The sequence below is a fragment of the Pedobacter sp. ok626 genome (assembly GCF_900100435.1).
Classification (GTDB): Bacteria; Bacteroidota; Bacteroidia; order Sphingobacteriales; family Sphingobacteriaceae; genus Pedobacter.
This window is the reverse complement of the sequence record NZ_FNEX01000018.1, coordinates 113,662-136,864: the sequence shown is the minus strand read 5'-3', so window position 1 is coordinate 136,864 and position 23,203 is coordinate 113,662. Positions and strand designations below refer to the sequence as shown.

Annotated in this window: 11 protein-coding genes; 10 read left to right on the top strand and 1 reads right to left on the bottom strand. The window is 38.9% G+C overall.

Features of this window, described 5'->3' with window-relative positions; genetic code table 11:
* Positions 1-4 precede the first annotated feature (4 nt).
* From rhaM to BLS35_RS22305, 10 genes are all read left to right on the top strand, one after another.
* Positions 5-316, top strand: a complete 312-nt coding sequence (rhaM, locus tag BLS35_RS22350) for an L-rhamnose mutarotase (RefSeq protein WP_090785653.1) — start codon at positions 5-7, stop codon at positions 314-316.
* Positions 317-3,106 carry a glycosyl hydrolase gene (locus BLS35_RS22345; RefSeq protein ID WP_090785652.1) on the top strand — a complete coding sequence of 930 codons (2,790 nt, stop codon included), beginning with the start codon at positions 317-319 and terminating at the stop codon, positions 3,104-3,106. It abuts the gene before it with no gap.
* A 492-nt stretch (positions 3,107-3,598) separates the two neighbouring features.
* Positions 3,599-5,851: a fasciclin domain-containing protein gene (locus BLS35_RS22340; protein WP_165973342.1), complete on the top strand. Its 2,253-nt coding sequence runs from the start codon at positions 3,599-3,601 to the stop codon at positions 5,849-5,851.
* A gap of 21 nt (positions 5,852-5,872) precedes the next feature.
* Positions 5,873-9,196 (top strand): SusC/RagA family TonB-linked outer membrane protein, encoded by a 3,324-nt coding sequence (locus tag BLS35_RS22335; RefSeq protein WP_090785650.1) that lies wholly within the window; start codon positions 5,873-5,875, stop codon positions 9,194-9,196.
* A 19-nt stretch (positions 9,197-9,215) separates the two neighbouring features.
* A complete protein-coding gene (locus tag BLS35_RS22330; protein WP_090785649.1) occupies positions 9,216-10,673 on the top strand; it encodes a RagB/SusD family nutrient uptake outer membrane protein in 1,458 nt (485 codons plus the stop codon).
* A 15-nt stretch (positions 10,674-10,688) separates the two neighbouring features.
* Positions 10,689-12,437 (top strand): fasciclin domain-containing protein, encoded by a 1,749-nt coding sequence (locus tag BLS35_RS22325; protein ID WP_090785648.1) that lies wholly within the window; start codon positions 10,689-10,691, stop codon positions 12,435-12,437.
* Between the two features lie 105 nt (positions 12,438-12,542).
* Positions 12,543-14,003: a fasciclin domain-containing protein gene (locus BLS35_RS22320; protein WP_217634949.1), complete on the top strand. Its 1,461-nt coding sequence runs from the start codon at positions 12,543-12,545 to the stop codon at positions 14,001-14,003.
* A gap of 32 nt (positions 14,004-14,035) precedes the next feature.
* The gene (locus BLS35_RS22315) at positions 14,036-17,239 is read left to right on the top strand and encodes a SusC/RagA family TonB-linked outer membrane protein (protein ID WP_090785646.1); all 3,204 of its coding nucleotides are present in this window, start codon (positions 14,036-14,038) and stop codon (positions 17,237-17,239) included.
* A 36-nt stretch (positions 17,240-17,275) separates the two neighbouring features.
* Positions 17,276-19,042, top strand: a complete 1,767-nt coding sequence (locus BLS35_RS22310; RefSeq protein ID WP_132226017.1) for a RagB/SusD family nutrient uptake outer membrane protein — start codon at positions 17,276-17,278, stop codon at positions 19,040-19,042.
* Complete coding sequence (locus tag BLS35_RS22305; protein ID WP_090785644.1) at positions 19,033-21,915, top strand: glycosyl hydrolase 115 family protein; 2,883 nt, start codon at positions 19,033-19,035, stop codon at positions 21,913-21,915. Before BLS35_RS22310 ends, BLS35_RS22305 begins: the two co-directional genes overlap by 10 nt.
* On the opposite strand, the gene BLS35_RS22300 is transcribed toward BLS35_RS22305, so the two are convergent.
* The gene (locus BLS35_RS22300) at positions 21,916-23,187 is read right to left on the bottom strand and encodes a glucuronyl esterase domain-containing protein (RefSeq protein ID WP_090785643.1); all 1,272 of its coding nucleotides are present in this window, start codon (positions 23,185-23,187) and stop codon (positions 21,916-21,918) included.
* Positions 23,188-23,203 lie beyond the last annotated feature (16 nt).

Here is a 23,203-nt window from a genome sequence, read left to right as displayed (position 1 = left end):
AAATATGTCGAAGATTGCATTTAAAATGAAGCTTAAAGCAGGTGCTAAAGCGGAATATAAAAAAAGACATGATGAAATATGGCCAGACTTGGCAGCCTTGTTAAAGCAGAATGGAGTAAGTGATTATTCTATTTTTCTGGATGAAGAAACCAATACCTTGTTTGCGGTGCAGCAACAGGATGGGGCGTCATCACAAGACCTGGGTACTACAGCGATTGTGCAAAAATGGTGGGCTTATATGGCCGATATTATGGAAACCAATCCGGATAATTCGCCGGTGAGTGTAAGATTGGAGCAGGTGTTTCACCTGGATTAAATGATGAAGTTAAGATCAACACTAACTGCATTGGTCATTGGTGTATTGTTATTTGATGGCGCAGTGGCACAAAACAATATTAAGCCATCAGCACCCTGGCCGAGGGTTGAGAAACAGATGAAACCCTGGACTCGCTGGTGGTGGATGGGGAATGCGGTAGGGGAAGATAATATCAGTAAAGTATTGACTCAATATCAGCAAGCTGGTATTGGTGGGGTGGAAATTACACCAATATATGGGGCTGTGGGTTTTGAGAAACGGTACATTGATTTCTTATCTCCAAAATGGGTGGAAATGCTTCGCTATACGGTTCAAAAATCCAATGCACTAGGTATGGGCGTTGATATGAATACCGGAACAGGTTGGCCTTTTGGTGGTCCGATGGTGAAACCTGAGGATGCAGCTACAAAACTAATTGTGCAGCAGTATGAACTGAAATCAGGTCAAAAGCTAACAGAAGCGATCAAAGTAAAAGAAGCAAGACAGGATGTCGCCAAATTACAGGCTGTTACTGCTTATGGAAGTAATGGAGAGCTATTGGACTTATTTGATAAAGTTGATGCCAATGGAGGGTTGAACTGGACAGCTGGAAAGGGAAACTGGCAATTGTATGCCGCCTTTGTGGGTAAAACCCGTCAGGCAGTGAAACGTGCAGCGCCAGGGGGCGAAGGGCTTACAGTAGACCATTTGGATAAAAACTCGGTAACGAATTATTTGAGCCGCTTTGACAATGCCTTTGGGAATAAATCACAGGGAGTAAGAGCCTTCTTTAACGACAGCTACGAAGTTTATGGGGCAAACTGGACACCAACCTTTTTTGATGAATTTAAAAAAAACAGAGGCTACGATTTAAAAAAGTATCTGATGGAGTTGGTAGGGGAAGATTCTACCAGTGAAAGCGTTGCCCGTCTGAAATCAGACTACAGAGAAACGATGAGTGATTTGTTGCTGTTCAATTTTACCCATAACTGGACGGATTGGGCACATCGCTATCAATCAATTACCAGGAATCAATCCCATGGTTCTCCAGGGAATTTGCTGGATCTTTATGCTGCGGTAGATATTCCGGAGACGGAAACCTTTGGCTCTAGTTATTTCCCTATCCCTGGACTTCGCAGAGATAGTGCGGACATTAGGAATGTAGATCCTGATCCGATGATGTGTAAGTTTGCTTCTTCTGCAGCACATACAGGAGGTAAAAAACTAGTTTCTTCTGAAACTTTTACCTGGCTAACTGAGCATTTTAAAACTTCCTATTCGCAATGTAAGCCTGAGGCGGAACAGTTGTTTCTTTCAGGCGTGAACCATATCTTTTTTCACGGTACCACTAATTCTCCTGAAGACGCAGTTTGGCCGGGCTGGCTTTTTTATGCTTCTGTAGAGTTTACACCAAGTAATAGCTTGTGGCCACATCTTGGTGGATTAACCAATTACATTACCCGTTGCCAGTCTATCCTTCAATCGGGTAAACCCGATAATGAACTATTAATTTACTGGCCGGTATATGATGTATGGAATGTTGCAAAAGGGATGGATTTGGCTGTTAAAGTACATAATATCGATGAGTGGTTGCACCCTACAGCATTTTATAAATTAGCGAAAGGGATGGCAAAGTCTGGTTACTCTTTTGATTTTGCATCGGATCGGTTATTGGCGCAATCTACCACTCAGAATGGACTGGTAAATACGGTGAATGAGGGTTCAGCTTACAAAGTCTTGGTGATTCCAGCATGTACAATGATTAGTCTGGAAACCTTAAGTAAAGCGATTCAGTTGGCAAATGATGGAGCAACTGTGATTTTTCAGGAGTTGCCAAAGGATGTTCCGGGCTTAAACAACTTGGAGGAACGCAGAACGCAACTGAAAATCATGCTGTCCAAATTGAGTTTTTCGGATGTTGGAAATGGTGTAAAGCAATTTAAAACGGGTAAGGGAGTAGTATTGTTGGCTTCGGACGTGGAAAAAGCTTTAGCTTATAAATCCGTTGAGCGGGAAGAGTTAACCGATACGGGCTTGCAGTTTATCCGTCGAAGCTTTGTTGGTGGTAAATACTATTATATAGTTAACCATACCGATAATGATGTGGATACGGAATTACCAATTAATGCGAATGGTAGTGTATTGATCATGGATCCGCAAAGTGGGGCATCAGGACTTGCAGCAACAAGTGTTAAAGATGGACAGTTGAAAGTAAGGCTGCAAATGCGTTCTGGCGAAGCAATGATCCTTAAGGTAATGGAAAAAGGCCCTTCTGGTACTACAACATGGACGTACTTGAATAAACCTGGGGAGCAAGTTGAATTAAATAATGCCTGGTCCTTGCATTTTACTACTGGAGGACCAGAATTACCATCTGATCAAAAATTGGATAAGCTGGTTTCCTGGACTAGTCTTGCCGATCCCAAACTTCAGGATTTTTCGGGTACAGGAGTATATACCAGTAGTTTTACGCTAAAAGGGAAAACTGCCAAAGAGTACCTGTTAAATCTGAATCAGGTTGATGAAAGTGCCAGGGTTTGGATCAATGGGCAGGAAGTTGGCATCTTATGGAGTCTTCCTTTTCAGGCTCGTATAGGCAAGTATTTGAAAGTGGGGACCAATACCATTAAAGTTGAAATGGTTAATCTGATGGCCAATCGCATTCGTTATATGGATCAGAAAAAGATCCAGTGGAGAAACTATCATGAGATCAATTTTGTGAATATAAACTATAAACCATTTGACGCTTCAAATTGGTCGGTAATGCCATCTGGGCTGATTGGCCCGGTTACGATTACCCCTTATTTCTAAAAATTGCATCTCTTTAGGCTTTGTTGTCCTATTCTCCTTTTATTTTGATAAGATCATATCAAATGATGCAAAGAACCGATAAATATTTGTCGGTTCTTTTGCGTAAAAATCCCCCTATTACCAGCAAAGTTTCAGTTCATTCGAAAAAAATATAAGAATACTTTCATTTTTTTTTGAATGAAAAACGGCTTATAAACGTCTATAGAACGATTATTTATTGTATGTGCTTTAAATTAAGTGATTTGAAAAGCTAAAGCAGGATGAGGCAGGTTGCCGCAAGATCGCTGATCAGCTAAATTTAATTTAAATAACCAAATAACCAATAACCTAACACGAGTCAACAGCCGTTAATAACCAAATAAAACTGTATGTAAAAACTTCTACTTTCTTTCTTGGAATCAACACGCGTCTGCGCAGGTTTATTGTTGATTTCAGATTCTTGTTGCTTACTAATCAGTTAGTTATTAAGGCGTTTTTTCAATGAAAAATGCTATGGATAAACTTTTCAAAAAACGTTTAATTGTCATTCTAACGCTTATTGTAGCCTTTGCCAGCTGCAGAAAGAAGGAATTTGATGCTTATTACGGTCGTCCCGAAACTTTGGGAGACCCTATATACCAGCAGCTGCAGGCCCGAGGTAACTTCAGCAGTTTCCTGGCTTGTATTGATAAAGCTGGATATAAGGAAATATTAGGAACGGCAGGTTTTTGGACATTATTTGCTCCAAATGATGATGCATTCAAAGCTTACTTTCAGGAGAAAGGCCTAACCGGGATAGAACAACTTTCTGATTCTGCAGCCACCAGTCTTGTACGTTACGCCCTCGCCTATGATGCTAATAAAACAGATCATTTAGGAGATTATTTATCCGCAACAGGATGGAAACCTAATCTTGGTTTTCGACGCCGTACTACTTACTATGATTTTGTATATGATGGTAAGGTAAATGGGAAAAGTGTAAAGCTTATTTCTTCGAATGGTAACGGAACTTATATAAATACCAATTTTAATAATAAATACATCACGTATTTTATTTCTAATGCCATGTCTACAGCTTCACTTGGTGCAGCAGATTATAATTATTTCTTTCCAAATACAGCTTACACAGGTTTTAATATCATGAATGCTGCTGTTAAGAACAAAGATATTGTAGCAGAAAATGGGGTAATTCATGAGGTTGATCATGTAATTGAGCCGCCTAAAACATTGGATCAATACGTTGCTTCTAAAGATGAGTACAGTGAGTTTAAAAAGTTGCTTGATCTGTTTGTGACTTATTCGCCTAGTAACGAAGCGACACACAGATATCAGGTATTATCTGGTAAATCAGATTCCGTCTACGTAAAATACTATAATGCATCATTAGGTTTTTCTCTAAACAACGAATCTTTTACCGAAGAGGCCGGAGCGGCGAATAATTCGCAAATAGGGGCTTACTCTCTATTTGTACCAAGAAATGCAGAGTTATTAGCCTATGAAAGGGATGTATTGCTCAAGTATTACCCCGGAAAAACGATGGCAGATTTATTTTTAAATAACCAACAGATTTTGATTGATTTTTTGAATGCTCACATGTATAAAAGTATGGTGTGGCCCAGCAAGTTTGCAAATGCTACAGCAGTACTTACAGGGGAAGTTCCACAGTTTAATGCAAATGGTGATATCCTCGATAAAAAGTTATTAAGTAATGGTTTGTTTTATGGAGTGAGTAAGGTTCAAAATCCTGATGTGTTTTCTACAGTATTCGGAAAGGCATATTTAAATCCTGCTTATCTAACCACATCTACATTCTTAAACGAATACGGTTTATACACATCGGTTAAAAATTCAAAGGTCAAAGCGCATCTTATTCTGATGAGCGATGCTACACTAATTGCGTCTGGGTATAATTACAACCCAAATTATCTTGCTTCTTCTACTGTTATTGGAAGATTAACCATTCCGGCTAATGGTGATTTCAAACGTGTCCTGCAACAGGCGGTTATTCCTGCTGCGCATGGTGAAATGAGTAATCTGCTTTCAGGTGGTTCAGGAATCGTCGAAACGCTGAATGGAGAGTATATCAAGTATGATAATTTTAAAATCTATTCTTCTGGTACCCTAGATAGCACTGATGTTACTAAACAATATGTTACGGTAAATAGCGCAATGAGTAGTGCAGATGGAAAGGCAAGCAATGGTTACGCATTTTATGTGAATAAATTTCTATCATTTACCACAAAACAGGTTAGCCAGCACATTATTGCAAAGGGTACCGTTTCAACGGATCCGTATTACAATTTTGCAATGTACCTCAAAAGCAGTCAGCTCTATAATGCGGGCACTTTTGAAATAAATGGTGTCCCTTTAGGCGTCAACTATACCGTGTTTATTCCTAATAATGCAGCTATTGTTCAGGCAGTAAAGGACGAGGTCCTTCCAGGTACCATAAGTACAGGGGTTCCGAATTTTGCGCCTACCAATGTAAACGATATAGCTAAAGTAAGTCGATTTATTCAATATCATATTATTTCTGGTAACACAGTTGTTCCTGATGGGTTAAAGTCAGGCCTTTATAAAACGCTGTTTAAGGATTCAAATGGTAATGATACCTATATAACCATAACCAATAGTTTGAATAGTATGCAAGTAAAAGATATGAAGAGCAGTGCTCCGCTTGCTAACGTAGTGATATCAAACAGTAATGTGTTGTCCAATCGGGCAGTTATCCATCAACTGGATCGTTATTTAAAATTTGAGTATTAATTATCCTGAAATAGCAGATATATGAAAAGATTTTTTACTAAGAACATTTACCTTGTTTTTGCTTTTATTTTAATACTGGCAGGATCATCATTCGCGCAGGTGCAGACAGCTGTTGTCATCCGAGGAAAAGTAACCGACGCGAAGGATAAAACTGGGGTTATTGGCGCTTCTGTAGTAGAAGTTGATAAAGATAACCGGACAGTAGGTGGAGTGTCTACAGACATAGAAGGGAATTTTGCACTGAAAATATCGAATCCAGCTAATAAAATTATGGTTTCCTTCATTGGATATGAAACCCAAAGAGGTATTGTAATCAACGGGAGAACAACGATTAATGTTTCTCTTAAACCAAGTAATAACTCACTTAATGAAATTGTGATAGGTGGTAAACGTGGTACGGACAATGGAACAGGTATGCGAGTGGATGAGCGTAATCGAACAACCGCAGTTGCAACAATAGACGCCAAGGTATTGGAGGAAATGCAGTCAGCGTCTATTGATCAAGCTTTACAAGGTCGATTACCAGGTGTGGATATTGCTGCAACTTCAGGAGATCCAGGGGCAGGGATGCAAATTCGTATCCGTGGGACTTCTTCAATTAATGGAGCTACCAATCCATTGATTGTAGTTGATGGAATGCCTTATGAAACAGAGATCCCTGAGGATTTTAATTTCGCCAGTTCCGATGAAAATAATTATGCGCAACTGTTAAATATTGCTCCTTCAGATATCAAGGAAATCAGTGTTTTGAAAGATGCAGCTGCCACAGCTGTTTGGGGATCAAGAGCCTCCAACGGAGTGTTGATTATTACTACAAAACGTGGTACAATCGGTAAACCTAATATTACATACACCTTTAAAGGATCCTATTCAAAGCAACCAAGTGCAATTCCTCTGCTTAATGGTAATCAATATTCTACCTTAATATCTGAAGAATATTACAATGCTGGCAAGATTTTCTCGACTACAGAATTTGCTAAAGAATTTCAATATGATAAGAATGATCCTTACAACTACTACAATTTTAGCAACAATACAAACTGGGTAGATGCAATTACAAGGATTGGTTATCTGCAGGATCATAATGTTTCTATTTCAGGTGGAGGAGAACGCGCTCGTTATTATGGCTCCCTGGGATATTTCAATCAGCAAGGTACTACAAAGGGAACCGATTTGGGACGTATTACTGCCCGGATCAACCTTGATTATACCGTGTCAGAAAAAATAAAATTCAGAACCGATGTCTCTTATACGCATATTTCCAATAATCAGCTTTATACCGGGTCCAAAGATTTGGGGGTGAGACAAGCTGCTTATATTAAAATGCCCAATCAAAGTATATACGAATATGATGAATATGGTAATCTGACCGATAACTACTTTACACCAGCAACAACAGCCCAGGGCTTCGCTTATTATTACCTGAGAAGTGGGAATTATGTATTGGGGGGCACCTATAATCCAGTATCTATGGCCCTACAAGCTTCAAATTATCAATTGGGAGATCGCGTTACTCCTCACTTTAATGTTCAATATAATGTTGTTCCTGGGGTATTAACAGCTACTTCGGATGTTCAGTTCGATATTAATAACTCAAAGATTACAACTTTTTTACCTCAAATTGTTACAGGAAGGCCAGTTACGGAGACCATTTCTAACCGTGCTTCAGATGTAGATGGTGACCAGTTTACAGTTACTACCAAAACAAATTTAATTTATACGCCGGTACTTGGTAGTAAACATACTTTTCAGGGGCTGTTATCACTTCAGAGTAACGATAGTAGATATGTAAGTCAACAGGCAATGAGTGCAAATTCGCCCTCTTCTGAACTTTCTGATGTAACTAGCGGGGGGAGAACAGCAAATTTCGATTTGAGGCTCTATTCTTCAGTTTCGCAAACACGCAGCGTGGGTGCCTTGATCAGTGCACAATATGGATTCTTAGATCGTTACCTGATCAATGTTGGTTTAAGAGGTGATGGTAACTCTCGTTTCGGTCCCAATAATCGATATGGATTATTTCCTTCAGTGTCTGCAAGGTACAGACTTTCTGGAGAACCTTTTATGAAGGGGGTTAAATTTATAGACGATTTGAGTTTCAGGGCCAGTTATGGGCAGGCAGGTAATGCGCCAAAAAAGGATTACCGTTTTTACAATACTTATAATACTTATGATTATACCTATTTGGGTGAGACAGGTGTTTCTTCCTCTAATCTGGAGCTAACCAATTTGCGATGGGAAACAGTTACTGGTAAAAATATTGGACTGAATCTGAACATGTTCGATAATCGGGTAAATATAGATGTGGAGGTTTATAGAAACAGGACCACAGATTTGTTTTATGAAAATCTTGCCTTATCTAACTATACCGGTTTCAATTCAGTAGATATGAATGTGGGAACAATGGATAATCAAGGTTGGGAATTTAGCTTGAACAGTACCTTAATTAAAAACAAAAAATGGCGTGTTGATTTTGCTTTTAATATTGCACAAAATCAAAATATGCTCCGTGAAATATCTCCATTGTATCCGGCTGAAAATAATGGAAAAATCACTACAAATGGGACTTACAAAGAATACCTACAGGTAGGTAATCCTTTCGGGTCTTTTTATGGATTTAAATTTAAAGGAGTGTATGCAACCACTGAGGCTACAGTAGCCAAAGACGCAGATGGAAATGATATTGTAGGACTAAATGGCCAGAAGAAGTATATGAAGTTTTACGCAAATAATGCTTCTATCAATTATCAGTTTCAGGCAGGTGATGCTATTTACGAAGATATCAACCACGACGGAAGTATTGATTATAAAGATATTGTTTACCTGGGTAATAGCAATCCAAGGTATACCGGCGGTTTTGGCCCGAGTATTACTTTTAATGGAAATCTTAAGGTCAGTGCTTTTTTTAGTTTCCGTACCGGGTACGATCTTATTAACGGAACTAAAATGGCCACCACAAATATGTCTTCTTACGACAATCAGAGTACTGCTGTATTGCGAAGATGGAAAGCCGAGGGCGATATAACCGATATTCCGAGAGCTGTATATGGTTCTACGAATAACTACAATTGGCTAGGTTCTAGCCGATATGTAGAGGATGCTTCATTCCTTAGATGGAGAACGGTTACTGTAAGGTACGATTTGGGGAAGAACTTTTTGAAGCGTGTTAACATGAAAGGACTTAGTGTTTATGTGACTGCAGAAAATATCCTCACTTTAACTAAGTACACAGGGCAGGATCCGGAAGTGACGACAAAGATCAGTGGACCTTTCTCTGTAGCTATTGATAATTCAATGACGCCTCCTATTAAAACAATGACTATTGGTATATCTGCCAGATTTTAAGCAATAAACAAAGGAAAAAATGAAAACGAATGTTTACAAATCACTGATAGTTCTAATGATACTTATCAGTTCATCCTGCGGAAAATATTTGAGCCTCGAGCCTCAGGATGGTATTATCCGTCAAAAATATTGGAAAACTAAAGAAGATGTGAAAGCTGCTGTTATAGGATGTTATTCCTCCTTATTAGATGCGGGGTTGATTTACAACTTGTTTACTTGGGGAGAAATTCGGGGTGACATGATTGCGGCAGGTGCAGGGGTTAATACCGATGAACAGGATATCATTAATGTTAATATTCTTCCAACCAATACTTTAACAAATTGGGGCGCTGTTTATAGGGTCATTAATAATTGTAATACCGTAATTGATTTTGCTCCACAGGTATTGAGTCAGGATAAAACATTTACCCAAAGTAGTCTAGATGCTTACGTGGCGGAGGCGCTTACTGTTCGGAGTCTAATGTACTTTTATTTAGTACGTGCTTTTAGAGATGTGCCTTTAAAGCTGAAATCAACTTCTTCCGATGCTCAGCTTGAAAATTTGCCTAAAAGTGCTGCTTCAATTATCTTGGCTCAGATCGTAGCAGATTTGAAGACAGCAGAAATCAATGCAGTAAACACTTATGGTACGCGTGCTTCCGATAAAGGAAGGGTTACTAAATATACTACTCAGGCTATTCTTGCTGATGTCTATTTGTGGATGGAACAATATGATAATAGCATTGTAGAATGTGATAAGCTCATTAACTCAGGTCAGTTCGCATTAGTGCCACATTCGAGTGGATGGGCTGATATATTATTCTATAATGGAAATTCATCGGAAGGTATTTTTGAATTCCAGTTTGATGCATTGGGGGCTGCAAATCCTTTTTATAGTTTCTTAACAGCTTCAAAGAAAAAATTTATTGCTGGTCCCGCCACTTCAGCTGAATTCTTTGCTCCTGATGAATCTGCTAATCCTGTAGTGGATATCAGAGGTGAGGATGCTGCATATAATCCTACTTCTTCGAGTATCACAAAGTACTCTATTGATAATCCATCCTATGTACATTGGTTTGCCTATCGTTACGCTGATATTTTGCTGATGAAAGCGGAGGCTTGTGCTCAGGTTAATCGGGGGCAGGATGCTTTGGACATCATTGCTAAAATACGGACCAGAGCTACCGCGCCAAATATAACTCAAGAAACGCCTGATGTCACAGACGCTACTGGTATTTCTGACTATATACTCAATGAAAGAGCTAGAGAATTTGCTTTTGAGGGAAAACGTTGGTTTGACTTACTGCGAAATGCAAAAAGAAGTAACTATCAAAGACTAAATGAAATTTTTACAAGAGTAGTTGAACGTTCCGTACCCGCAGCGAGACAACAGTCCGCGTTAGCAATTTACCAAGATGTGGACAGCCATTACTTCCCTATTTTCCAGAATGAAATTAATACTGATCCAGCATTGGAACAAAACAATTTTTATAAATAATCAAAAATAAAGATTATGAAAAAGACAGTTAAAAAAATGTACACGATGATTGGCATTTTGTTGATGCTTGTTGTTGGTTTGTTAGGATGTAAAAGGGAGCACATGACACTGGCTACTACTAGTGATGTGAATATTACCGGCTACTTGGATCTTTATCCTGAAAAATTCTCCTTATTCTCAGAGATCATTAAGAAATCAGGTTCGTCGGGTTTTTTGGGTGCTTATGGTTCGTATACCATCTTTGCGCCTACTAACGACGCTGTAAATTTGTGGTTAAAAACATTGAATAAATCAGCTGTTGCAGAGGTTGATGTAAATGCATTGAAGGATATGGTAAAGTTTCACCTGATCTCAGATACCATTTCAACATCAAAATTTACTGATGGCAAATTGCGCCTTACGGAATACGGGCAGTATTTAATTACTGGTGCGTCTAATACAGGAGGAGTTACAAGGTATACAATTAATAAACAATCTAATATATTGCAAGCCAACATAAGAACTGGAAATGGGATCATCCATGTTTTAGATCATGTTCTGGTCCCGGCATCCAAAACAGTTGCTCAAATTATTGAAGGCAATTCTCGCTATTCTATTTTTACCCAGGCTTTGAAAGCTACGGGGTTATACGATACATTAAATACGATCAATAATATTGATACCACTCGCCGATTTTTAACTGCGATTGCTGAAAGTGATAGCGCTTTAAGAGTAGCTGGGTTTACGAGCTACGAACAACTTCGGCTAAAGCTGTCCACAAAGAATAATCCGAAAGATCATGCCGATAGTTTATGGTTATATGTGGCTTACCATGTTTTACCGGGAGCAAATTATATGGCTGATTTGGTGAGTGCAGAGTCATTTCCTACAATAGCACCGAATGAAGTAATTGTTACCAAAAAAAGTAGCCAGGATGTGATACTGAATGAAGTTACTTTTAATGATGTTACAGAAGTAGGAGTGCCTTTGATCAGAAACCATAGTGATATTTCTGCGAAAAATGGGGTGGTAAATGATGCTTCTAAATATTTTAAAATTAAGGTACGTAATCCTGATGCCGTATACTTCGATCTGGGTGAGCAGCCAGAGTTGCGTGCACAAACATCATTTTTTCGTCAGTTAGGTAAAATCGTAGATATCAATACCTCTGGAAATAAAAGCCTATGTGCCGGAATTACATTTCAAAATGCAAGTGCTACAACAGTTTCAAGTTATGTTGTTGATGGTTCGTTAACAGGAACAACTTTTTATACTGCTTACAACGACTACCTGGCAATTCAACTTGGTCAGGTTTCGAGTCGGCATACTTGGGTACAGTTTAAAACCCCAATGTTGGTGAAGGGTAAGTATAAAGTGTGGTTGTGTTATAGAGCGCAAAGCTCTAAGGCCCCCAATTTACAGGCAACAATGAATGTAGGAACTGCAAATGAACAGACATTACCAAATATAGCCTCCATGATTTCCTATCTGGATGCTTCAGGGGTTAGTTTAAGTGATCCTAACTCTGATAATCTCATGCTAGCTCAGGGGTATAAACGGTATTCCTTCGAACAGCCCAATGGAACAAAAAATAACGCTGGGCGTTTATTAGGGGTAGCAGATATCACTACTACTGGTTATCAAACCATACGCTTCACCTGTGTGAATGGTACATACGGGGCCCTTACCTGGTTGGATATGATTCACTTCATCCCAATCGATCAGGATCAAAAGGGCTGCAGGTTCAAAAAGACAAGTTCAGATGCAAAAATTTGCGGATTTTAAGAAACCGTTCAGCGGCTGATGGTTGAATTTTCAGCCGCTTAATACAAAAATTAAATGACCTTAAGTAAAAAATATATGATAGGTAATACTACCCGATTTTTAATAATGATGCTTGTTAGTTTAAGCATATTAACCGCCTGTAAAGATTCCTGGGAGGAAAGAGGGATGGTTTCCGGTGAAGGCTTGACTTTGAGCTTGATGGATAGAATCAATGCCGATGCAAATCTTTCCTTGTTTAGTGCTTTTTTAACCAAAACCGGTTATGCCGAGGTTATAAATTCTTCTAAAAATTATACGATATGGGCACCTACTAATGCTGCTTTACAAAACCTGGATGCTTCGATAGTAAACGATAGTCTGAAACTTAAAAGTTTTGTAGCGAACCACATCAGTAACCTGACCTATGCTACCAGTGTCCCGGCCGATACTGCTCAGCGTATACTAATGCTTAACGGCAAATACATCCCATTTACCAAAACTACTTTCGATGATGCAACGATCAGCACTGCAAATCAGTACGCCAAAAATGGTATACTTCATGTGATTAGTGCTGCTGTTCCCGTACGTTTAAGTATTTGGGAATATCTAAATAGTACTACTTCAGGCTTAAACCAAAAGAATTATCTATTATCACTGAACAAAACGGGGCAGGATACTACATTGGCAACAGTAATAGGTTATGATCCGGCAACAGGGAAACCAATTTTAAAACCTGGTACCGGACTGGTAACGACAAATAGATTTTTAACTAGTGTACAAAACGTAAGTAATGAACAAAAGCAGTATACTTTTTTCCTATTAACTGATGCAGCTTATTCCGCAGAGCAAGCTAAGCTCAATAAGTATTATTATACAACCAGTCTTGACGTAGATAGTACGACAGCTAACTTAACTTCCTGGAATTTAGTGAAAGACCTGGCTGTTAGCGGAGCTTATTCTTTAAACGCTTTACCTTCACAATTGATTTCGGTAAATAATGTAAAGATTCCAATTGATAAAAATGCAATTGTTGCATCTTACAAAGCGAGTAACGGTTGGGTGTATGTCATGAACAGTATGAATTTCGCTGTATCAGAAAAAATTCCACCAATTACAGTGGAAGGTGAAAATGTGAGTAGCTTTAGTGCAGGTGGGGCGTCCGGAAATATATTTTATCCAATCAGATCAGATTACAATGGAGTATCTTATAAGAGTTTAGAGGTTTACAGGTTATCCATATCTGGATTTACAGCTAATTACCGTTTAAGAAATATTCCATCCGCTACCTATAAAGTTTATTGGAGGTCCATTGCTGGTACAACCGGAGACCCTCAGGCAGTAACTTTTAACCAAAAGGTCACCTTTTATAGTTCTAATATTCTGACAGACCTAGGCTATAAACCTGTGTCAGTTGCCTCTACCGACCCGATTGCTAATGCATTAGCCTATTCAGAGCGTTATCTAGGTGATTGCGTGGTTAGTAAATATGGCAATGTAACCATGTCACTTATTGCTGCAGCGAGTACATCTGTGAACGTAAATACTTTGCTGTTAGACTATGTAAAATTAGTTCCAGTAATCCAATAATTAAGACGCGGCTATTCCAAATAAACTATATTATGTTTAAATCAATCACACTCTTTAAAAGTTTACCGGTTATGCTGACGTTATTGGCTGTATCATCAGTAGGTTTCTCGCAGCAATCCGATTCACTTCATATTCCCGGAGATACTGTAAAAGTTGTTCTAAATAAAAAAGCTAAAGGTCCAAAACTTAAGGGGATAATTATAGATGCATCTACCGGAAAACCGCTATCTGCATTAAATGTTCGGGTAGAGGGATACTCTGCTGCGCTGACGGATGAAAAGGGCCGATTTTCTTTGACTGTTCCCGATTATAATGCCATCATTTTGGTTTCTGGAATCGGTTTTCAGGAAAAGGAAATTTCATTAAAAGGTCGTAAAGAACTAAACATTAGGTTGCACGAAGATTCTTTTACTTCTTTTTATGATGAAGCTGCATTTGCATTTAGTTCGAAGCGACTAAGCCATATTACTGGAGCTGTGAACACTGTTAATACCCAGGGAGGCTGGAATTTAAATTCAGAAACGCCGGATACTTACCTTCAAGGGCGTGTGTCTGGTTTAAATGCGATTCGTCGATCAGGAACAGCGGGTATTGGAGCTAATTTATTGATAAGAGGTTTTAACTCCATTAATTCGACAAATCAGCCGTTAATTGTAGTCGATGGGATGATTTATGACAACAATAGCTATGGTTCGAGTCTGATTGGAGGTCATGTTAACAATCCGCTTCAGTATATCGATGTTAAAGATATTGATAACTTCACGATAGTTAAAGATGCAACGGCCTCAATTTATGGTACCAAAGCTGCAAATGGCATCATATTCATTAATACCAATCATGCTAAAGAATTAGCAACAAAGATTGATTTTTCCATGTATGGTGGTTTAAATCTTGAACCTAAGCGTTTACCTGTTATGCAGTCTGATAGCTATAGACTATATCTTTCGGAACTCCTGCAAAGTGGGGGCTATACGAGTGCACAGATATCTGCATTACCGTTTATGAATGACAATCCGAACTCAAATTATTATACCTATCATAACAATACAAACTGGCAGAAAGAAATTTTTAGAAAAAGCTATGATCAAAATTATTTCTTAAAGATCACCGGTGGAGATGATATTGCGAAATATGCGCTCTCTATAGGATATTTGAAAAATAAAGGAGTTGTAGATAGTACTGATTTAATTAAATACAATACCCGCTTCAACGCTGAATTTAAATTGACTCAAAAACTTACAGCGAATGCTAATCTTGCTTTTACATATGCCGAACAGAATTTAAAGGATCAAGGGCTTTCTACGAAGACAAGTCCAATCTATTCCGCACTGGTAAAGTCACCTTTTTTAAGGGCAAATGAGGTAGATGCAAGTAATAATGTTTCACCGAGTCTAAGTGACGCAGATATTTTTGGGGTCAGTAATCCACGTTCTTTAATTAATACAGCACAAGCTGTTACAAAGAATTATAGATTTTTTGGATCTGTTAATTTTAATTATCAATTTAACAAGAGTTTAAACTTCTCTTCTTTAATTGGGGTTACTTATGATAAGCAAAGAGAAAGCTACTTCATTCCAAAGAAAGGTGTTTCAAATGATACACTTAGAAGTGCAATAGCGGATAGTCGCTTATCTGCTCAGGTCCAAAGAATTTATAGTTTGTATAGTGATACCCGAATAAGTTATCGCAAAACTTTTGATAAGCATAACATTTCTGCAACAGCTGGATTTAGATACATCTCTAGCAATACGGAAAGTGATTATGCCAGAACTTATAATTCTGCTACGGATCAGCTGATCAGTATTGGAAATGGTTCTGCTGCTTTAAGAGAATTAGGTGGAGAAATTGGGAAGTATAGGTGGTTAAATAATTACTTAACGGCAGAATATGATTATAATCGCAAATACTTCTTGAATGTAAATGTATCGCTTGATGGTTCTTCCAGATTTGGTAACGAGGCAACTGAAGGATTTAAAATTGGTGGAGCACCTTTCGCTGTGCTTCCTTCTGTTTCTGCAAGCTGGTTGGTATCTTCAGAAAAATTTATGTCTGACGCGGGATTTATCGAACTGCTAAAAGTTCGGGCAAGCTATGGACTTACGGCTAATGATGATATCGGAAATTATACAGCACGTCAATATTATGTAAAACAAAACTTGCTCGGTTTATCTGGTTTAGTAAGAGGAAATTTTGGTAATCCTGAATTGCAATGGGAAAGAGTAGCCAAAGCAAATTTCGGAATAGATGCTTCATTTTTAAATGAGAACTTATCTTTTTCCGTGGATGTTTACAACAACAGAACTTCAAAAATGCTTATTTATGAGCCAACACAAACTGTTAGTGGACTTGGTTTTTCGGTTACAAATTCTGGGGCAATGCGTACCAATGGTGTTGATGTTGGTATAAATGCCCGAATCCTTAATAGGGTATTTAAATGGAATACAGGTCTTATCTATAGTACCTATAAGAATAAAGTTTTATCACTTCCTAATAACAATGGAAGTTTGATCAATTCCTATGCAGATGCAAGCTATATTACTCAAGTAGGAAGAGTAGCTAATCTTTTCTACGGCTATAAAACAAACGGAGTTTATGCAACCAATGCTGAAGCTGCATCTGCAGGATATTCAATTAAAACAGCTCTGGGTAATCCTGTAGCCTTTAGTGGGGGTGATATTCGTTTTACTGATGTAAATGGGGATAAAGTAATTGACGAGAATGATCGTGTCGTTATTGGTAATCCTAATCCTGACTTCACCGGAAGCTTTAGTAACCAGTTTAGTTATAAAAACTGGTCGTTGGATGCCTTGTTTACCTTTAGTTACGGTAATGATTTGTACAATTTTACCCGTGCTAATTTGGAGTCCGAAAAAAATTACAACAATCAAAGTATAGCCATTTTAAACCGGTGGAAAATGGATGGACAGGTTACCGACATCCCAAAGGCAACATTAAACGATCCTATGGGGAATTCCAGATTTTCAGATCGTTGGATTGAAGATGGGTCTTATTTTAGATTGAGGATGTTAAGCCTGGCGTATAATGTTCCTTTAAAAACTAAAGCACTTAAATACGTTAAGGTTTATGCTACTGGGAATAACTTGTTTGTACTTACCAAATACCTTGGGTATGATCCTGAATTTAGTGCTACCGGAAGTATTTATACTCAAGGAGTAGATGTGCCGGTTGAGCCACAAATTAGGTCATTTCAATTAGGAGTACGGATAGGTTTATAAGTAAAGTTGACTTTAGGAATTATAAAATAACAGAGAATGAAAAATATACTATACAACAAACTAGCTTTTCTAATAGTCATAGCCGCGATTAGTTTAGGAGGATGTAAAAAAATGTTTGATGTACCGCCAGAAGATAAGCTGGATATTAAAAATGCCTACAAAACTGTGGCTGACGCAGATGCTGCGGTAATAGGTGTTTATGGGAAATTTCAGGGATTAGCCAAGCAATATTTATTACTTAATGAAGTGCGTGCTGATCTATTGGATGTAACCAATAATGCTGACCCTTATTTGAAGCAATTAAATACACATTCAGTAACGGTTGATAATCCCTACGCGGATCCGAGATCATTTTATGAAGTCATTTTGAATTGTAATGATGTGTTAAAAAACTTTAATGTTATGAATGAGAAGCATTTGATGAGTGTAGATGATTATCAGAAACGGTACTCTGATATTGTTTCCTTACGTTGCTTTTTGTATTTGCAATTGGGTATTCAGTATGGGGCCGTGCCTTATGTTACCGATGCGCTGGTCAATGTAAACGATTTGAAAGATGAATCGTTGTTTCCAAAACTGAGCTTAGATCTTTTGCTGGATAAATTAATCGCTGATATGAGCGCAATTCCATATATCAGTAGCTATAGTTATCCCACAGGTTCTTCATTAGTTATCGCAACCGACGGCAGTAATACTCAGCGAATGTTTATTAATAAGTATTACATGTTAGGCGAATTGCAGCTGTGGAAGGGGAATTATTTGGAAGCGGCGAGAAACTACAAAAATGTGATGGAGACCGAAATTAACAATACAAATACCAATTTTATGTTCAATACCTTTCATGTCAACTATAATGATGGTACGTATGGAAATGGCGTATTGTATACGGATGGTGGAACTAATTATGGAGGTCTACATTCGGAATCTGCTTTAAGCTATAGTACTACTTATGGTTTTAAATCTATGTTTTGTCTGGGCAATACGGCAGCAAACTGGAATCACGAGTGGATCTGGGCTATGCCGTATAATTCAGGATTTAATCCTGTAAACCCATTTGTTGAATTATTTGCTAATACGGGTGCAGGAAAATATATGCTTAAACCATCACAAACTACCATCGATGCATGGGCCAGTAATCCTCAAGCTAATGGTATTCCTTACGATGCACGTGGTAAATTAAGCTATGCAGTTTCTAACGGTCAACCTGTAGTGATGAAGTATATTTACAACTACGATCCATTGGTCCCATTAACCAGAAATGGAATGTGGTACTTGTGGCGAGGTGCTGGTTTGCATTTACACTATGCAGAAGCTGCAAATAGGGATGGAAAAGGCAAGTTGGCCTGGGCTTTATTGAATACCGGAATTGCAAATACTTTTGCCGATGCTTCTCTGGCATCATCTTCCAATACAGCGGCTTATCTAGCTACTATGATCACTCCGTATGAGGAGCCTTATAAGTTTAATGCTCAATATATCGCCTCAAATACTGCTTACCGTGGTCCATACCATAAAAATGCGGGTGTTAGAGGTCGCTCTGGCGTGGTCGCACTAAATGTAAGCTACCAAACTGATATGACAGGGCTGGAGGCGAAACTTGTGGATGAAGGTGGACTCGAGCTTGCATTTGAAGGTAACCGTTGGGCCGATCTTGTACGTGTGGCAAGACGTAGAAATGATCCTTCATTCTTAGCGGAACGTGTTTATCAGAAATTGTTAAGAGATGGCAATCCGGAAGCTTCTACAGTAAGAGCAAAGCTAATGAGTATGGATAATTGGTATTTGCCATTTAAATGGAAATAGTCTGCTCTGGAAAATATTACCTCATTCTATGTCTACTATGGATCCATTATTCGGTCAGTGCTCAGCTTAATCCTGATATAAAAATCAAAGTTTCAGATCAAGCCATGATAGGGGGCTTCCCTTTGGTAAGTAATGGTAAAGCTGCTGGGATTTATATAGATAATACAGATGCAACAGTTGTAAACATCGCGGCCAATGCGTTAAAAAATGATCTGAAGTTGGTTACTGGTTTGTTACCTGAGGTAAATGTAACCGGGAGTGTAAGTGTTTCTTTTGCTGTCTTGATCGGAACCCTTGGGAAATCAAAGCTGATAGACCAACTGGTACTCCGTAAAAGGATAAAAGTAGATGGTTTGACTGCCAAATGGGAAACTTTTAGTATTTCGGTAGTTGATGATCCACAGCCAGGTATAAAGCAGGCTTTAGTGATTGCAGGAAGTGATCCAAGAGGTACAGCCTTTGGTGTTTTTGAGTTGTCTAAACTAATTGGTGTTTCGCCCTGGTATTGGTGGGCTGATGTTAATCCGGTACTTAAAAAGGATATTTTTATAAAAGGGGCTATCGTTTCAGAACCCCCATCAGTAAAATACAGGGGCATATTTTTAAATGATGAAGATTGGGGCTTACAGCCATGGGCGGCAAAAACCTTTGAACCTGAAACTGCGGATATCGGCCCAAAAACATATGCACGTATTTTTGAATTGTTACTTCGGCTGAAAGCCAATCTGATCTGGCCAGCTATGCATCCCAGCACCAAAGCCTTTTATCATTATCCGGGTAATGAAAAGGCTGCTGCAGATTATTCGATTGTAGTTGGCTCTTCACATGCTGAACCTATGTTAAGGAATAATGTGGGCGAATGGAAGAAAACCATGGGTGATTTTAATTACTTGAGTAACCGAGATGGGGTATACAACTATTGGAAAACGCGGGTAAAAGAGAGCAAGAATAACGATGCGATTTATACAGTAGGGATGCGCGGTATGCACGATGGGGCAATGGAAGGAGTGAAAACAGTAAAGGAGGCTATCCCTTTGTTGGAAAGGATTATCGGGGATCAACGTCAGTTGCTTCAAACTTATATCAACCCTAATGTGAAAGCTATTCCACAAGTGTTTACGGTGTACAAAGAGGTATTGGATATTTACGACGGTGGAATTAAGTTGCCGGAAGATATTACGCTAGTTTGGCCAGATGACAATTACGGTTATATACAACGCCTAAATAATGAAAAGGAAAATGGACGATCTGGCGGTTCTGGTATTTATTACCATGCTTCTTACTGGGGGCGACCGCACGATTACCTTTGGCTGAGCACGACGCATCCGGGCCTGATCCGCGAAGAAATGATGAAGGCCTATCAAACAAAGTCAAACCGTTTATGGGTTTTAAATGTAGGGGATATTAAACCTGCTGAATACAATATGCAGCTGTTTTTGGATATGGCTTATCAAGCCAAGCCTTTCGAGGACAGCAATTATTCGAAGACTTATATGCAACAATGGGCGGCTGATATTTTTGGTGCCGACAAGGCTATTGAAATAGCTGAGATATTGTGGCAGTACTACCAATTTGCCTTTGAGCGTAAGCCTGAATTTATGGGTTGGAGCCAAACCGAACCGACCACCAAAATTAATTATACAAACTACAACCATTTTTATTATGGAGATGAAGCCCAACGTAGGATAGATAATTACGAACAGTTAATGGAAAGGGTGAAAGCGTTACGTACAAAAATCAGGGGCAAAGATGTAGACGCTTTTTATCAATTGGTGTATTATCCAGTAGTAGGGGCCTCACTGATGAATATGAAGTTTCTTTACCGGGACAAAGCAATGCTGTATGCCAAACAGAATAGGGCAAGTGCTGCAGATTATGCAAGGTTATCTAAACAAGCTTATGAGGATATTGTAAAGGAAACGCAGTATTACAATACAGTTTTGAGCGCAGGTAAATGGAAGAACATGATGTCTATGAATCCGCGTAATTTACCGGTTTATCAAGCACCAGATTTGTCAGCAACAATAATTGATCCATCAGGTGTTTGGAGTATTGCCCCAGAGGGTTTTGTAAGTAAAGACTCCTCATTGGTAACTAGGCCCGCCACTGGTTTTACCTTACCCGCATTTAACCCACAAACCAATCCATCCTACTTTATTGATGTTTTCCTCAGCGCAGCTGAAAGCCTAAACTGGACCGCTAAAACTGAGCCTTGGATCAAGTTATCTCAATGCAAAGGGACTTTAAAGCCCGAATTGGGTAAAAGGGAGCAGCGGATATGGGTAAGTATCGATTGGGATAAAGTCAATAAAGAAACGGGCAACAATAAACAAAGGGGCAACATCAGCTTTATTGCCAATGGAAAAGAACTAAACGTTGCGCTAGATATCAAGCCCAATCGAGATTATATTTCCATTCCTGCTGCAAAATTTAGTAGGATCTTCAATAAAGACGGTCAAATCTGGACGGTCGTTAACGACTTGGGATATACCGGTAAAAGTTTAATGGCTTTACCATTGGAAGGTGTTAAAATTCCTGATCTGCAAAACACTGCAGCCTTAAAGGAAAACGCGTATGTTGAATATGGTTTTAATACCTCAACGCTCAGTAGTCCAGAAATTAGTATTTACACCTTGCCAACCCATCCAATTAACAATAATTACAAGATGCGGTACGCAGTATCTATTGATAATGGAACTTTAAAGGTGCTGGATTTTAAGACCCAGGGCAGGTCTGAAGAATGGAAACAGAATGTTTTGAGGAATAGCGCTATTAGAAAAATAAAGACACAAGACTTAAAGCCGGGTAAACATACACTACGCATTTATATGATCGATCCGGGAGTTATTTTAGATCGGATATTTATCCAATAGCTATTTCCATTGGCGGTCTGCAAAGGCCAAATATTGCTGCCAGTCGTACAAGGTAACATCGTGTTTGCCGGCCCTAATGTGATAACGAATAACATCGCCAACTGGTTGATGTAAGGCAGGTAGCTCATCTACCTCAATACCTTTTTTGCCATATAAGGCATAAACCCGACTGGCTGCTCTGGCACTTAGAAACTCGCCTTTTGGATCTGAGTTGGTATCACCTTCAGCACTGGCGACATATAATGGTCTAGGCGCCATTAAAGACAAAAGCATATGTGCGTCTATCGGTAAATTGCCTACGTTATCGCCGTACGTTTTATAATTAACGCTAAACCAATGCGGAAACTTTCCGTTAATAATTTTTACGGTTTCACCATACCAACGTTTTGATAGTGCAGCTCCACCTTCTCCGGATTCATTGGATACAATTAAAGCGAAACGTCGATCTGATGCGGCTGCCCACAAGGCTGCCTTACCCAATCGGGAGTGACCAATAAGTGCAATCTTTTTGGCATCAATAGCTTTGTCCTTTTCCAGATAATCATAGATGCGACTTAAGCCATAAGCCCAAGCGCCCATAGCACCCCATTCTTCGGGTTGTATTTTCAACTCATCTTTTAATGTCGTACGAATCCCTGTTTTCCAACCATCAACGTGATCGGCTTCCAGATCCCCATAATAGGCCGTAGCCAATGCATAGCCATGCGATAAAATCTCTTTAAGCTGCCATTGGGCCGTATCAGTCCCTCTGGATAGATCTGTAGCCTTGTTATCGACCACACCTTTGGCTCTGGCTGTAACCCAGCCCTGCGAAAGTAGAATCTCACTATCCGCTTGTAGGGTATGATTGCCAGAAAAGTTATATCCTATAAAAACAGGTACTGGCTTTTTAAGTTTACTGGGAAGATATAAAAGCACATCTGTATAGATCTTATTGTCTGTTGGATGCAGATAAATGCGAATTTGTTTCCGTGTTGCCAGACCATCTAAAGTTTGGTTAGTTTTCATCACTTCAAATCTAATCGGGATTTGCTGAAGAGGATATCTGCCAAACTGAATGGTCTGATACAAATTATAGATATAAGGGCGCTGTGTTTTCTCCCATTCCGAGCTGTTTTTTACGGTCTTGCCATTTTGCATTTTTAATACATCGGGCAAAGTATAGGCTGGAACTTTTGTTTCATCGATATTAGAAAGCGGTGCCTGGGCACGACTTTGAAATACAATGAATAAACAGCTTATCAACAGTGTCGGAATTAGAGGTCTTTTCATTTTTTCTATTTGGAAA